This window comes from Rhodococcus indonesiensis, from assembly GCF_047782815.1.
Lineage (GTDB): Bacteria > Actinomycetota > Actinomycetes > Mycobacteriales > Mycobacteriaceae > Rhodococcus > Rhodococcus indonesiensis.
Window position 1 is genome coordinate 2,408,307 of the sequence record NZ_CP180630.1, and the last position, 14,564, is coordinate 2,422,870.

Consider the following 14,564-nt stretch of genomic DNA (forward strand, 5'->3'; position numbering starts at 1 on the left):
TGCGAGTGTCCAAGCTCTCGACCGCCACGAAGCGGTTGTTGTTGGGTAGGCCGTTCCGCAGCGACACGCTCGGTCACACGTTGCTGCCCAAGCGAATCGCCCTGCCGGTGTTCGCATCCGACGCGTTGTCGTCGGTGGCGTACGCTCCGGAGGAGATCTTCCTCGTCCTGTCCGTCGCGGGTCTGTCGGCGTACGTGTTCACACCGTGGATCGGCGTCGCGGTGGCGCTCGTCCTCGCGGTCGTCGTCGCGAGCTACCGGCAGAACGTGCACGCGTACCCGTCGGGGGGCGGGGACTACGAGGTCGCGACCAAGAACCTGGGGCCCACCGCCGGCCTGACCGTCGGCAGCGCCCTGATGGTCGACTACGTGCTCACCGTCGCCGTGTCGATCTCCTCGGCTGCGGCGAACATCGGCTCGGCGGTCCCGTTCGTGGCGCACCACAAGGTGCTCTTCGCCATCGCCGCGATCGTCTTGCTGACTGCGGTCAATCTGCGTGGCCTCCGCGAGGCCGGCACGGCGTTCGCGATTCCCACCTACGCCTTCATGATCGGCATGGTCGTGATGCTGGGCTGGGGACTGGTGCGCATCTTCGTGTTCGGCGACGACGTCCGGGCCGAGTCGGCCGGTTTCGAGCTGGTCGCCGAGCAGTCCGGTCTGACCGCGATCGCGTTCGTGTTCCTGATCGCCCGCGCGTTCTCGTCCGGGTGTGCGGCCCTGACCGGGGTCGAGGCCATCAGCAACGGGGTGCCCGCGTTCCGCAAGCCGAAGTCCCGGAACGCGGCCACGACCCTGCTCATGCTCGGTGGGATTGCGATCGTGCTGCTTCTCGGCATGATCCTGCTCGCGAACAAGGTGGGTGTGGTGATCGCCGAGCATCCCGAGACCCAGCTGCGCGGCGCGCCGGACGACTACCGGCAGAAGACACTCGTCGCGCAGTTGGCGCACGCGGTCTTCGAGGGCTTCCCGCTCGGCTTCGTGCTGATCACCGTCGTGACGGCGCTGATCCTGGTGCTGGCCGCCAACACGGCGTTCAACGGCTTCCCGGTGCTGGCTTCGGTGCTGGCGCAGGACCGCTACCTGCCCCGGCAGCTGCACACCCGCGGCGACCGGTTGGCGTTCAGCAACGGCATCCTGTTCCTGTCGGGTGTGGCCATCGTGTTCGTGTGGGCCTTCGACGCGGAGGTCACGAAGCTGATCCAGCTCTACATCGTCGGTGTGTTCGTCTCGTTCACCCTCAGCCAGACCGGCATGATCCGGCACTGGACGAGGCACTTGGCGTCCGAGACCGACCCCGAGCAGCGCAAACGCATGCAGCGGTCGCGGATCGTCAACACGATCGGCCTGGCCATGACCGCATCCGTGCTGGTGATCGTGCTGGTGACGAAGTTCGCGGCGGGCGCGTGGATCGCGATCGTGGCGATGGTAGCGATCTTCGGCGTGATGAAGGCCATCCACCGTCACTACGACAGCGTGGCCGAAGAACTGGAGAACACCGAATGGGACGGGGTGCTGCCCAGCCGCACCCATTCGATCGTGCTGGTGTCCAAGCTGCACATGCCGACCCTGCGAGCGCTGGCGTACGCGCGGGCGACCCGTCCGGACACGCTCGAGGCGGTCACCGTCAACGTCGACGACGCCGACACGCGGATGCTGGTGCGCGAGTGGGAACGTAGCGACATCACCGTCCCGCTGAAGGTCGTCGAGTCGCCGTACCGGGAGATCACCCGCCCCGTCCTCGAGTACGTCCGGCGGGTGCGGCGGGATTCACCGCGCGACGTGGTGACCGTGTTCATCCCGGAGTACGTCGTAGGTCACTGGTGGGAGCAGATCCTGCACAACCAGAGTGCGCTGCGCCTGAAGAGCCGGCTGTTGTTCCAGCCCGGTGTCATGGTGACCAGCGTCCCGTGGCAGCTGAGTTCGTCCGCCCACGCCCGCGCGGAACGTCTGGATTCCGCGCCGGGATCGGTGCGTCGGGGTTTCGAGGAGGAACGGTGAGTATCGACTGGTCCGGACGCCGGCTCGAGGTGACGCTGGGCAACCCGGCGCACGGGGGGTTCTGCGTCGCGCGGCACGAGGGCCGGGTCGTGTTCGTCCGGCACGGTCTGCCCGGCGAGCGGGTCGTCGCGTCGGTGACGGAGGACCGTGGCGGCTCGTTCTGCCGCGCCGACGCCGTCCATATCCTGGAGGCCTCGCCGGACCGGAGGGAACGGGTGTGTCCGATCGCCGGGCCCGGCGGCTCGGGATGTTGCGACCTGTCCCACGCGACGGTGCCGGCCCAGCGGGCATTCGGGGCCGCGGTGGTCGCGGAGCAGTTGCGCCGTCTCGGCGGCGTCGAGCGGGACGTGCTCGTCGAGGAGTTGCCGGGTGGGGCAGCGGACGGCACCCGTTGGCGCACCCGGGTGCGCCTGGCGGTCGACGCCGCGGGCCGAGCGGGGTACCGGCGGTACCGGAGCCATGAGATCGAGACCGAACTGGCCTGTCCGCAGATCGAGGCACGGGCCTACGAGGGGTTGGCCGAACGGGTGTGGCGTCCTGGTTCCGAGGTCCAGGTGGTCCTCGATGCCGACGGGACGCGGCACGTGATCGAGATCGCACCGCCGCCGGTGTCCCGCACGGGGCGTCGCAGCCCGGGCCGGCGGGGAGCGGCCGCCCGGCGTGCGGCGGCCGGGGCGCCGCGCGCCGAGAAGGTGGTCGAAGGTTCGGGGCGGGCGGTCGAGCGCGTCGGCGACCGCGAATGGCACCTGGCCGCAACCGGCTTCTGGCAGGCGCACCGTGGGGCAGCGCAGGCCTATTCGGACACCGTGGGGGAGTGGGCGGCGGTGTCGCCGGGTGCGACGGCGTGGGATCTCTACGGCGGGGTGGGAGTGTTCGCCGCCGTCCTGGCCGATCAGGTCGGCACCGGCGGCCGGGTCGAGTCGGTGGAACTGTCCCGCCGGGCGGTGCAGGACGGGGCCGAAGCGCTCGCGGATCTGGGGCAGGTGCGGTTCCATGCGGGCCGGGTGGAGCAGCTGCTCCCGGACCTTCCCGCCCCGCAGGTCGTGGTGCTCGACCCGCCGCGGGCCGGCGCCGGGCGGGATGTGGTGGCTGCCGTCGCGGCGGCCGGGCCGGAACGCGTCGTGCACGTCGGATGCGATCCGGCGGCGTTCGGCCGCGATGTCGGCCTGTACCGGGACCACGGCTTCGAACTTGCCGAGCTGCGCGTCTACGCGGCATTCCCTTCGACGCACCACGTGGAGTGTCTGGCCTTGTTCACCCGCTGATCGAGGCTGCCGACGCCGTCCGGGCCTTCGTGGTTGCTTGCAGCATGCAACTAAATATATAGTTGCGTGTTGCAAGCAATTAATATCGATTCGGAGGCGATCCGTGGCCGTCCAGCCCGACACCGCGCACGCGCTCGTCGACGCGATTTTCCTGTTCGGTCGCACGCTGCGCACGACCCTGGACAATTCGACGGGCGACGCGCTGCCCAACGCCCTGACCGGGGTCCTGTTCGTCCTGTGGCGAATGGGGGAGTGCCGTCCCAGCGAACTCGCTGCGGAACTGTGTATGAGCCAGTCCGCGTTGAGCCGGCAGCTGGGCGAACTCGTCGAACGGGGAATGGTGGACCGTCATCGCGACCCCGACGACCGGCGGGCCCACCGCGTCAGCGTGTCGGAGACCGGGCGCAAAGCCCTGCGCGAGATCCGCGACCGTCGCGCCTCCCGATTGCACGAGCTGCTCGGCGGCTGGGACCAGGCGCAAGCCGAATCCGTCCTCGGCGCGCTCGCGCACCTGAACGACACCCTTTCCGTCCACGACACCACCGGAAGGAACTGCCTGTGAGCGCCGCACCTGTCAGTCCGCCCTCCTCGGTGAGCGCCCCCGGTGCCGCCGAGACCACCATGACCCACCGCGAGATCCTCGAGGCTCTCGCCGGGCTGCTCGCCGCCCTCTTCACGGCGCTGTTGAGCAGCACCATCGTGGCGGTTGCGCTCCCGACGATCATCGCGGACCTGAACGGGTCCCAGACCCAGTTCGCCTGGATCATCACCACCGCGCTGCTCGCCAACGCGGCCTCGACACCGATCTGGGGCAAGCTCGCGGACCTGTTCAACAAGAAGCTGCTGGTCCAGGCGGCGATCCTCGTCTTCGTGGCGGGCTCGATCATCGCCGGCCTCGCCACCGACGTGCCCGTCCTGCTCGCCGCCCGCGTGATCCAGGGCATCGGAATGGGCGGTCTCACCGCGCTCGTCGTCGCGGTCATCGGCAGCATCATCCCGCCCCGCGAACGCGGCCGGTACTCCGGTTACATGGGCGCGGTGATGGCCGTGTCCATGTCGGGCGGGCCGATCCTCGGTGGCGTCATCGTCGACAGCCCGCTCGGCTGGCGCTGGTGCTTCTTCATCTCCATCCCGATCGCCGTCGCAGCCATGGTGTTGCTGCAGCGCACCCTGCACATCGTGACCGAGCGCAAGCAGGACGTGAGCATCGACTGGCTCGGCGCCACACTGCTGACCGCCGGTGTCAGCGTCCTGCTGATCTGGGTGTCCTTCGCGGGCAAGGCCGGCTACTACGAGTGGCTGTCGTGGGAGACCCTCGCGTACGTCGGCGTCGGCCTCGCACTGCTCGCCGCCACCGTCGTCGTCGAGTCCAAGGTCGCCGACCCGATCATCCCGCTGAAGATCGTCACCGAGCGCACCACCGCGCTCGCGATCATCGCGTCCGTCGCCGTCGGCGTCGGGATGTTCGGCGCCACCGCCTTCCTCGGCCAGTACTTCCAGACCGCACGCGGCTACAGCCCGACGGCCGCCGGCCTGCTCACGATCCCCATGGTGTTGGGTTCGCTCGTGGCCTCGGTGGTCTCCGGTCAGCTCATCACTCGCTTCGGCCGGTGGAAGCCGTTCCTGGTGCTCGGCGCGGTCCTGCAGGTGGTCGGCTTCGGTCTGCTCGGCTTCCTCGACCACGCCACTCCGATGTGGCTGATCGGGGTGGACATCGCGATCGTCGGCCTCGGCACGGGCATGCTCATGCAGAACCTGGTGCTCGCGGTGCAGAACACCGTCAGCGTCCGCAACATCGGAGCCGCGAGCAGTTCGGTCGCGTTCTTCCGCACCTTCGGCGGCGCGATCGGGGTGTCCGTGCTCGGATCGATCCTCGCCACCCGGGTGACCACGCTGTCCGCGGACGGCTTCGCCGCCCTCGGCATCGACACCGGCTCGGCCGGCGGTGGCGGCAACCTCGACCTCGCGGCCCTGCCCGAGCCGGTCGCGGAGATCATCCGCCACGCCTACGGCGACGCCACCGGGCTGCTGTTCCTCGTCGCCGCGATCATCGCGCTGGTCACCGTCGCCGCGGTCGTGTTCATCCCGAACCGCCCGCTGCGGAAGACCATCGACATCGTCACCGAGGAGCAGCCCGCTGCGGCGGAGCGCTGATCAGGACCGGCGGTTGTACAACCACATCGTCGCCGGGCCGAACAACACGACCAGCGCCGCGCACCACCCGAACACCATCGCGAGGTGCGCGGCGTCCGGTGTACCCGCCGTCAGGTCCCGGACGGCCGTGACGAGGCGGCTGATGGGATTGACCGTCACGAATCCCTGCAGCCAGCTCGGCATCGTCGCGGGATCGACGAACACGTTCGACGCGAAGGTGAGCGGGAACAGGATGGTCATCGACACACCCATGACCGCCTGTTCGGTGCGCAGCAGCATCGCCAGCATCGTCCACACCCACGAGAGACTGAACGCGAACAGCAGCACGAGCGCCACCGCCGCAGCAGCGCCGACCGGACCACCCGTCGGCCGGAAACCGAGCACGACCCCGAGCGTCAGCACGATCACCGACGCCAGCGTGTAGCGGGCGAGATCGCCGAACAAGGCGCCGACGAGCGGAGCGGGCCGCCACACCGGCATCGACCGGAACCGGTCGAACACCCCCTTCTCGATGTCGCGGTTGAGGGTCATCCCCGTGTACATCGTGATGGTGCACACCGTCTGCACCAGGATCCCGGGGATGAGGAACTGCACGTACGCCTCGGTCGACCCGGCCAGCGCCCCGCCGAACAGGAACGTGAACAGCAGCGTGAACATCAACGGGAACACGGTCACGTCGAACAACTGCTCGGGGACGTGCTTGATCCGCAGCAGCGCCCGCCACCCGAACGACAGCGACGCGGCGAACGCGGACGCCGGAGTGGGACGCGGCCCGGTGATGTGCAGGACGTCCACGACGGCGGCCGGGGTGCCCGCCCGTCGGTCGGCGGTCGAGGTCACGACGCGATCTCCTCGTCTTCGTCGGGAACTTCCGTGGGATGACCGGTGAGGGCGAGGAAGACCTCGTCGAGGCTCGGCTGCCCGAGGGCGAACGTCGTGACCGCGATGTCCGCGGTGTCGAGGGCGGTCAGGGCCGCCGCCGCGGCTCGCGGATCGTCCACCCGCGCGGTCAGCGCCGCCGGGTCCGAGCCGGCCGTCACCGCCACCCCCAGCACCGCGCCCAGCACGGCTGCCGCATCGTCCCGGCGCGCAGGATCGGCCAACCGCACGTGCAGCGAACCGGATCCGACGGACGCCTTGAGCTCGCCCGGGGTGCCTTCGGCGATCACCCGGCCCCGGTCGATGACTGCGATCCGATCGGCGAGCTGGTCCGCCTCGTCGAGGTACTGCGTCGTCAGCAGCACCGTCGTCCCGGCTGCGACCAGGGCTCGCACGATCTCCCACACCTGATTGCGGCTTCGCGGGTCGAGTCCCGTCGTCGGCTCGTCCAGGAAGATCAGTTCGGGTGCGACGATGATGCTCGCGGCGATGTCGAGACGGCGCCGCATACCCCCGGAATACAGCTTCACCTGGCGGCCCGCGGCCGCTTCCAGGTCGAACGCGGCCAGCAGCTGTGCGGCCCGGGATCGGGCGCCGGCCCTGGAGAAACCCAGCAGCCGCGCGAGCAGCATCAGGTTCTCCGACCCGGTCAGATCCTCGTCGAGCGAGGCGAACTGACCGGTGAGCGAAACCCGGCGGCGAACCCGCTCGGGTTCGAGGCGCACGTCGTGCCCGAGGACGGTCGCGGTGCCGCCGTCCGGTGCGAGCAGTGTCGCGAGCATCCGGATCGTGGTCGTCTTCCCGGCGCCGTTCGGGCCGAGCACGCCGTAGACGCCGCCGGCGGGCACGGCGAGGTCGATGCCGTCCACGGCGGTCTCCGCGCCGAAACGCTTGATCAGGCCCGAGGTCTCGATGGCCAATGCAGGGGGCATGGCTCCAGCCTTGCCCACGGTGCCGGGCGCGGCAATCGGTTTTGTCGGATTCGACCGGCCGCCGTCGCCGCGCATGGTGGGCACCCCCGGCGACGAGGGATCCCGCGACCGGCTCCGCGAGCCGGGTGTGCAGCGTCACAGCACCGGCATAATGAGGTGAGGGACACGGTGTGAGACGGGCCGGCGGCGCGACGTGACGAGTCGACCACCTCCGACGCTCCGTAGACTGAGGAGAACCGCCCGCGCGGAAACGCACGGGTCCGAGCCGGAGGGAGCAATACCAGTTGGGTGTCCTGTCCCGCATCGAGTCGCCCGAGGACCTGCGCCGGCTCAGCCAACCCGAGATCCGGGAACTCGCCGAGGAGATCCGGCGGTTCCTGGTGGAGAAGGTGGCGGCGACCGGGGGACACCTCGGCCCCAACCTCGGCGTCGTCGAACTGACCATCGCAATGCACCGGGTGTTCGACTCACCCCACGATCCGATCATCTTCGACACCGGCCATCAGGCCTACGTCCACAAGATCCTGACCGGCCGCAAGGACGGCTTCGACACGTTGCGCAAGCAGGGCGGCCTGTCGGGGTACCCCTGTCGCGCCGAGAGTGAGCACGACTGGGTCGAGTCCTCGCACGCCTCGGCGGCCCTGTCCTACGCCGACGGCCTCGCCAAGGCCTACGAACTGACGGACCAGCAGGACCGGACCGTGGTCGCCGTGGTCGGCGACGGCGCGCTCACCGGCGGAATGTGCTGGGAGGCGCTGAACAACATCGCAGCCGGACGGGACCGCCCGCTCGTGATCGTCGTCAACGACAACGGCCGCTCCTACGCGCCCACGATCGGCGGGCTCGCCGAGCATCTGGCGGCGCTGCGGCTGCAGCCCGGCTACGAGCGGGTCCTCGACAACGGCCGCCGATTCGTGAAGAGGCTGCCGTGGATCGGGGCGGCCGCGTACTCCGTGCTGCACGGGATGAAGGTCGGTATCAAGGACGCGGTCAGCCCGCAGGTACTGTTCACCGATCTAGGCCTGAAGTACCTCGGACCGGTCGACGGTCACGACGAGGCCGCTCTCGAGGCGGCTTTCCGCCGGGCCAAGTCGTTCGGGGGACCGGTGATCGTGCACGCCGTCACCCGTAAGGGCGCCGGATACGCGCCGGCCGAGAACCACGTCGCCGATCAGATGCACGCCACCGGCGTCATCGACCCGGTCACGGGCCGCGCCACCGCGGCAGCGTCGGCCCCGGACTGGACGTCGGTGTTCTCCGACGAACTGCTCGTGCAGGGCGGTCGCCGCAAGGACGTCGTGGCTATCACCGCCGCGATGCCGGGGCCCACGGGCCTCTCGGCCTTCGGTGAACGCTACCCGGACCGGATGTTCGACGTCGGCATCGCCGAACAGCACGCCGTCACCTCCGCCGCAGGCCTGGCGCTCGGCGGGATGCACCCGGTGATCGCGGTGTACTCGACGTTTCTCAACCGTGCCTTCGACCAATTGCTGATGGACGTGGCGCTGCTGAAACTCCCGGTGACCGTCGTGCTCGACCGAGCGGGCATCACCGGTGCCGACGGCGCCAGCCACAACGGCATGTGGGACTTCTCCCTGCTGGGCGTGATCCCGGGGATCCGCGTGGCCTCGCCGCGCGACGGCGCGACCCTGCGCGAGGAGTTCGACGAGGCGCTCGCCGTCGCGGACGGCCCGACCGTACTCCGGTTCCCGAAGGGCGCGGTCGGTCCCGACATCCCCGCGGTGGAGCGCATCGACGGCACCGTCGACGTACTGCGGATGCCGCCCGGACGCCGCGGCGACGTGCTGATCGTCGCGGTCGGAGCCTTTGCGGGCCTGGCACTCGACGCGGCGGAGCGGCTCGAGCAGCACGGCCTCACCGCCGCCGTCGTCGACCCGCGCTGGGTGCTGCCCGTTCCGGCGGCCCTCGCTCGATTGGCGCGGGACTTCCGGCTCGTCGTCACCGTGGAGGACAGCGGCATGCACGGCGGCGTGGGTTCGGCGGTCTCGTCGGCCCTGCGCTCGTCCGGCGTGGACCTTCCCACCCGCGAACTCGGTGTGCCGCAACGGTTCCTGGATCACGCATCGCGGGAGCAGATCCATCGCGAGCTGGGTCTGACCGCGCAGGACGTCGCCCGTCAGGTCACCGGCTGGGTGGTCGGGCTCGGGGCCGCGCAGAAGGCGGAGCCGGCCGTGGACGGATCGGCCGGTGAGGAGTCGGCGGGCGACGTCGTCGTCCGTCGCGACCCCGGCCGCTGACGCTGAACCGAGGGGCCGGTCCACCGCGTATGCGATGGACCGGCCCCTCGACTGCTCAGCCTGCTTCCTCGAGGGTGCGCCCGCGCGTCTCCGGCACGAACTTGAGCACCAGTGCGAGCGAGAGCGCAGCCATCAGCGCGTATCCGGCGTAGGTGAAGGACAGGTTCCAGTCGGCCAGGGCCGGGAACGTCGCCGAGACGAGGAAGTTCGCCACCCAGTTGGACGCGGTCGCGATGCCGACGGCGACGGCGCGCACCCGATTCGGGAACATCTCGCTGATGAGGACCCACACGACCGGGCCCCACGAGAGGGCGAAGAAGAAGACGAAGGCGTTGGCGGCCAGCAGGGCGATCGTGCCGTTGGTGTCGGACAGGGTCGCGACCCGCTCACCGTCCTCGTTGACGACGAACGTCGCCGAGTGGAAGCACACCGCGGCAGTGCCCAACGAGAGCGCCATGCCCACCGAGCCGACCAACAGCAGCGGCTTGCGGCCGATCTTGTCGATCACGGCGATGGCCACGAAGGTGCCGACGATGTTGACCAGCGCGCTGACGACGCTGATGAGCAGGGACCGATCCTCACCGAAGCCGACCGCCTGCCACAGCGTCGACGAGTAGTAGAAGATCACGTTGATGCCGACGAACTGCTGCAGAGCCGCCAGCGCGATGCCGACATAGATCAGCCCGGCCACGCCCAGCCGCCGGGTGAACACGTCCCGTACTCCCGGCCGGGCGGCCTCGAGGTGCAGGGTCTCGCGGATCGTGGCGATCCGCTCGGAGACGGCGACCTCGTCGCCGCCCTCGACCGTGGCGATGATGCGACGCGCCGTGTCCTCCCGGCCGATCCGAACCAGATACCGCGGAGACTCGGGGATCGGGAACGTCATGATCAGGTACAGCGTCGCCGGGACCGCGCCGAGCGCGAGCATCCACTGCCACGCCTCGATACCGAGCAGTTCTTCGCGGGCACCCCCGGCCGCCGCGGCCAGCGCATAGTTGACGAGCTGGGAGACGGCGATACCGAGAACGATCGCGAGCTGGTACATCGAACCGAGCCGGCCGCGAATGGCAGCGGGCGAGATCTCGGCGATATAGGCCGGGGCGATGACCGAGGCGAAGCCGACGCCGACGCCGCCGATGGTGCGCCAGAAGGTCAGGTCGTAGATGCTGAACGGGAACGCCGACCCGAGCGCCCCGACGAGGAACAGGACCGCGGCGATCTGCATGACCCGGATCCGGCCGAGCCGGTCGGCGACGCTGCCGGCAATCCACGCGCCGATCGCCGCGCCGACCAGCGTCAGCGACACGGACAGGCCGATGGCGCCGGCTCCGACCTCGTAGCGGTCCCGGATGGCCCCGACGGCGCCGTTGATGACGGCGGTGTCGTACCCGAACAGGAATCCGCCGAGCGCGGCCACGGCAGCGAACAACACCGCGCGCGCCACCGTGTGCTGCTGTTCGAGCCTCGAATGGGGGAGGTGGGAACTGTCGGTCACAGGCTGGACGGTACGCCTGACGGTGCACCGAGGGGGCCGCTTCGGCGGGCACCGTGGCCGGGGCGATACGCACGGACACGCCCCGCGGTCCGCAGCGGAGTGCGCGGACCGCGGGGCGCCGTGACGAACAACCGGGTGTCAGACGCTCGCTACTCCCGGGGCGAGGAAGCGTGCCCCGTTGACGGCCTCCGAGGTGCCGGTGCGATCCAGGTACGGCGTGATGCCCCCGTTCCAGAATCCGAAGCCGCCACCGAGGATCAGGCACAGATCGATGTCCTCGGGAGCGGCGACGACGCCCTCCTCGAGCATGATCCGGATCTCCTCGGCGAACGCGCGACGGGTCCGCTCGAGCACCTCCTCGGCGGTGGAGGGCCGGTCGCCCTGCGGCCACAGCGCGGCGACCTCCGGGTCGACGACCTGCTTGCCGTCGACGTACGTCCACACCCCGGGCTTGCGGGCCTCGACGAGTGCCTCGAGGCCGGGGGAGGAGACGAAGCGCTCGGGGTAGGCGGCCTGCAGGGTCTCGCCGGTGTGCAGCGCGACGGCCGGGCCGACGAGCGCGAGCAGGGTGAACGGGCTCATGGGCATGCCGAGTGCGCCGACGGCGTTGTCCGCCACCTCGAACGGGGTGCCCTCGTCCACGGCGGTCATGACCTCCCCGAGGGTGCGGGTGACGAGGCGGTTGAACACGAATCCCGGCTTGTCCGCGCACAGCACGGCCGACTTCTTCAGCGCCTTGGCGGTGGCGAAGGCCGTGGCCAGGGTCGCATCGTCCGTCTGCGCCCCCTTGATGATCTCGAGCAGCGGGAGCACAGCGACGGGGTTGAAGAAGTGGAAGCCGACCACGCGCTCGGGGTGCTTCAGGTCCGCAGCCATCTCCGTGATCGACAGGGAAGAGGTGTTGGTCGCGAGAATCGTCTCGGGCGAGAGGTGCTGCTCGAGGTCGGCGAACACCTGCTTCTTGACGTCCATGTTCTCGAACACGGCCTCGATGACGAAGTCGGTGTCCGCGAACGCCGCCTTGTCCAGCGAGCCGGACACCAGTGCCTTGAGACGGTTCGCCGCGTCGGGCGAGAGCCTGCCCTTGCCCTGCAACTTGTCGATCTCGGTGTGGACGTAGCCGACGCCCTTGTCGATGCGCTCCTGGTCGATGTCGGTGAGGATCACCGGCACCTTCAGCTGCCGGACGAACAGCAGCGCGAGCTGGCTGGCCATCAGGCCCGCACCGACGATGCCGACACCGGTGACCTTGCGGGCCAGCGACTTGTCCGGGGCGCCCGCGGGACGCTTGGCGCGCTTGTTGACCAGGTCGAACGCGTACAGTCCGGCCCGCAGCTCGTCGGACATGAGCAGGTCCGCCAGCGCCTCGTCCTCGGCGGCGAAGCCGGCCGACAGCGACTGCGGGTCACCGATGTCGGTGTTGCGGGCGAGCTCGAGCAGCTCGATCGCCCGAGCGGGGGCAGGCGCGAAGCCGCGGGTCTTGGCCGCGACGAGCGCCCTCGCCCGTTCGAGAGCACTGTCCCAGCCGGCGCCGCGATCGATCTCGGGCCGGGCGGGGGTGATCTGCCCGGCGAGCACCTTCGCGGCCCAGGCCAGGGACTGCTCGAGGAAATCCGCCGATCCGAACACCGCGTCGGCGAGGCCGATCTGCTCGGCCTGCTGCGCGCGGATCACCTTGCCGTTGTCGAGCGGGTTCTGGAGGATCAGGGTCACGGCCGCGTCGGGGCCGATGAGGTTCGGCAGCAGCTGCGTGCCGCCCCAGCCGGGGACCAGGCCGAGCATGGTCTCGGGCAGACCGAGCGCGGGCACGTTGTCGGCGTAGGTGCGGTAGTGGCAGTGCAGCCCGACCTCGAGGCCACCGCCGAGCGCGAGCCCGTTGACGAAAGCGAAGGTCGGGACGGCCGACTCGCGCAGCCGCCGGAAGACCCGGTGGCCGAGCCGGCCGAGTTCGACGCCCTGCTCGCGGGTGGTGATCGCGGGCACGCCCTTGAGATCGGCACCCGCGGCGAAGATGAAGGGCTTACCCGTGACGGCGACGGCGGCAGGCTCCGCGGCGAACGCCTCGTCGAGCGCGGCGTCGAACGCCGCGAGGCCGGCAGGGCCGAACGAGTTCGGCTTGGTGTGGTCGAACCCGTTGTCCAGCGTGATCAGCGCGACGGGACCGTCGATGCCGGGCACCCGGAGGATCTTGGTGTAGGCGTTCGTGACGACCTCGTCGGCGAACAGGGACGAAAGCTCGCTCATGACTACTTGTCTCCCTCGAAGTTGGGGTTCTCCCAGATCACGGTGCCGCCCATGCCGAGGCCGATGCACATCGTGGTCAGGCCGTAACGCACCTCGGGGTGCTGCGCGAACTGCCGGGAGAGCTGGGTCATCAGGCGCACGCCGGACGAGGCGAGCGGGTGACCGCAGGCGATGGCACCGCCCCACTGGTTGACCCGCGGGTCGGCGTCGTCGATGCCGAAGTGCTCGAGGAAGGCGAGGACCTGCACGGCGAAGGCTTCGTTGATCTCGAACAGACCGATGTCATCGATGGTCAGGCCGGTGCGGGCCAGGACCTTCTCGGTTGCCGGCACCGGGCCGATGCCCATCACGGCCGGATCGACACCATGGAAGGCGAACCCGACCATGCGCATCCCGATCTGCAGGCCGAGTTCGCGGGCGGTGTCCTCACCGGCGAGGATGCAGGCCGTCGCGCCGTCGTTGAGGCCGGCGGCATTGCCGGCGGTGATGCGGCCGGCGGGACGGAACGGGGTCTTGAGCGTCGCGAGATCCTCGAGCGTGGTGCCCGGACGCGGCGGCTCGTCCTCGGTGGCCAGGCCCCATCCCGTCGTGGACCGGGTCGCGACGGGCACGAGGGTGTCGGCGAGGTAGCCGGCCTTCTTCGCGGCGTCGTACTTGTTCTGGCTGGCGACGGCGTACGCGTCGGTGCGGGCCTTGGTGATACTCGGGAAGCGGTCGTGCAGGTTCTCCGCGGTGTTGCCCATCACCAGGGCGCTGGGGTCGACGAGCTTGTCGGCGAGGAAGCGGGGGTTCGGGTCGGCGCCCTGGCCCATCGGGTGGCGGCCCATGTGCTCGACGCCGCCGGCGACGACGACGTCGTACTGGCCGAAGCCGATTCCGGAGGCGGTGGTGGTGACCGCCGTCATAGCGCCCGCGCACATCCGATCGATCGCGAAGCCCGGCACGGTCTCGGGCAGACCGGCAAGGATCGCGGAGGTGCGTCCGATGGTCAGGCCCTGATCGCCGGTCTGGGTGGTCGCGGCGATGGCGACCTCGTCGATGCGCGCGGGGTCGAGCTGCGGGTTGCGGCGCAGCAGTTCCCTGATGGTCTTGACGACGAGGTCGTCGGCGCGGGTCTCCGCGTAGATGCCCTTCGGGCCCGCCTTCCCGAACGGGGTGCGTACGCCGTCGACGAAGACGACAGTGCGTTGAGTTGTGGTGGTTGACGCCACGCGTATTCCTCCCGATGGAGCGATGCTCGCCGACGTGGGCGAGGCCAGGGTTCCGGGAACATCCGGCGCCGGGCAGCCCGGACGCCAACGTGTTACCGACCGGTAACTTACCACCTGTGTCCGCGGCTG

Annotated in this window: 10 protein-coding genes; 5 read left to right on the forward strand and 5 right to left on the reverse strand. The window is 69.9% G+C overall.

The genetic code is table 11. From position 1 onward, the window contains the following. Window positions 1–5: 5 nt before the first annotated feature. From ACM26Y_RS11260 to ACM26Y_RS11275, 4 genes are all read left to right on the forward strand, one after another. Window positions 6–1,997 carry an APC family permease gene (locus ACM26Y_RS11260; protein ID WP_371383020.1) on the forward strand — a complete coding sequence of 664 codons (1,992 nt, stop codon included), beginning with the start codon at window positions 6–8 and terminating at the stop codon, window positions 1,995–1,997. Next, entirely contained in the window at window positions 1,994–3,262 is a 1,269-nt protein-coding gene (locus ACM26Y_RS11265) for a class I SAM-dependent RNA methyltransferase (protein WP_416063451.1), read from the forward strand. Before ACM26Y_RS11260 ends, ACM26Y_RS11265 begins: the two co-directional genes overlap by 4 nt. A gap of 103 nt (window positions 3,263–3,365) precedes the next feature. Beyond that, on the forward strand, window positions 3,366–3,824 hold the full coding sequence (locus ACM26Y_RS11270) for a MarR family winged helix-turn-helix transcriptional regulator (RefSeq protein WP_416063452.1): 459 nt from the start codon (window positions 3,366–3,368) through the stop codon (window positions 3,822–3,824). Window positions 3,825–3,883: 59 nt separating this feature from the next. Beyond that, window positions 3,884–5,416 carry an MDR family MFS transporter gene (locus ACM26Y_RS11275; protein ID WP_416063659.1) on the forward strand — a complete coding sequence of 511 codons (1,533 nt, stop codon included), beginning with the start codon at window positions 3,884–3,886 and terminating at the stop codon, window positions 5,414–5,416. On the opposite strand, the gene ACM26Y_RS11280 is transcribed toward ACM26Y_RS11275, so the two are convergent. Next, entirely contained in the window at window positions 5,417–6,256 is an 840-nt protein-coding gene (locus tag ACM26Y_RS11280) for an ABC transporter permease (RefSeq protein WP_003935565.1), read from the reverse strand. Then, complete coding sequence (locus ACM26Y_RS11285; RefSeq protein WP_416063453.1) at window positions 6,253–7,227, reverse strand: ATP-binding cassette domain-containing protein; 975 nt, start codon at window positions 7,225–7,227, stop codon at window positions 6,253–6,255. Before ACM26Y_RS11285 ends, ACM26Y_RS11280 begins: the two co-directional genes overlap by 4 nt. Window positions 7,228–7,511: 284 nt before the next feature. On the opposite strand from ACM26Y_RS11285, the gene dxs reads away from it, so the two are divergent. Then, window positions 7,512–9,485, forward strand: a complete 1,974-nt coding sequence (dxs, locus tag ACM26Y_RS11290) for a 1-deoxy-D-xylulose-5-phosphate synthase (protein ID WP_416063454.1) — start codon at window positions 7,512–7,514, stop codon at window positions 9,483–9,485. Between the two features lie 55 nt (window positions 9,486–9,540). On the opposite strand, the gene ACM26Y_RS11295 is transcribed toward dxs, so the two are convergent. The 3 genes from ACM26Y_RS11295 to ACM26Y_RS11305 form a co-directional block, all read right to left on the reverse strand. After that, window positions 9,541–10,980, reverse strand: coding sequence for a sugar porter family MFS transporter (locus ACM26Y_RS11295; RefSeq protein WP_371383015.1), 1,440 nt, complete (start codon window positions 10,978–10,980; stop codon window positions 9,541–9,543). A gap of 138 nt (window positions 10,981–11,118) precedes the next feature. Continuing rightward, complete coding sequence (locus ACM26Y_RS11300; protein WP_416063455.1) at window positions 11,119–13,224, reverse strand: 3-hydroxyacyl-CoA dehydrogenase NAD-binding domain-containing protein; 2,106 nt, start codon at window positions 13,222–13,224, stop codon at window positions 11,119–11,121. Between the two features lie 2 nt (window positions 13,225–13,226). After that, window positions 13,227–14,435: a thiolase family protein gene (locus tag ACM26Y_RS11305; protein WP_416063456.1), complete on the reverse strand. Its 1,209-nt coding sequence runs from the start codon at window positions 14,433–14,435 to the stop codon at window positions 13,227–13,229. Window positions 14,436–14,564 lie beyond the last annotated feature (129 nt).

Bases quoted from the DNA above. Each gene is read 5' to 3' on its own strand.
- ACM26Y_RS11300 (WP_416063455.1), bottom strand. From the start codon at position 13,224: ATGAGCGAGCTTTCGTCCCTGTTCGCCGACGAGGTCGTCACGAACGCC.
- ACM26Y_RS11275 (WP_416063659.1), top strand. From the start codon at position 3,884: ATGACCCACCGCGAGATCCTCGAGGCTCTCGCCGGGCTGCTCGCCGCC.
- ACM26Y_RS11285 (WP_416063453.1), bottom strand. From the start codon at position 7,227: ATGCCCCCTGCATTGGCCATCGAGACCTCGGGCCTGATCAAGCGTTTC.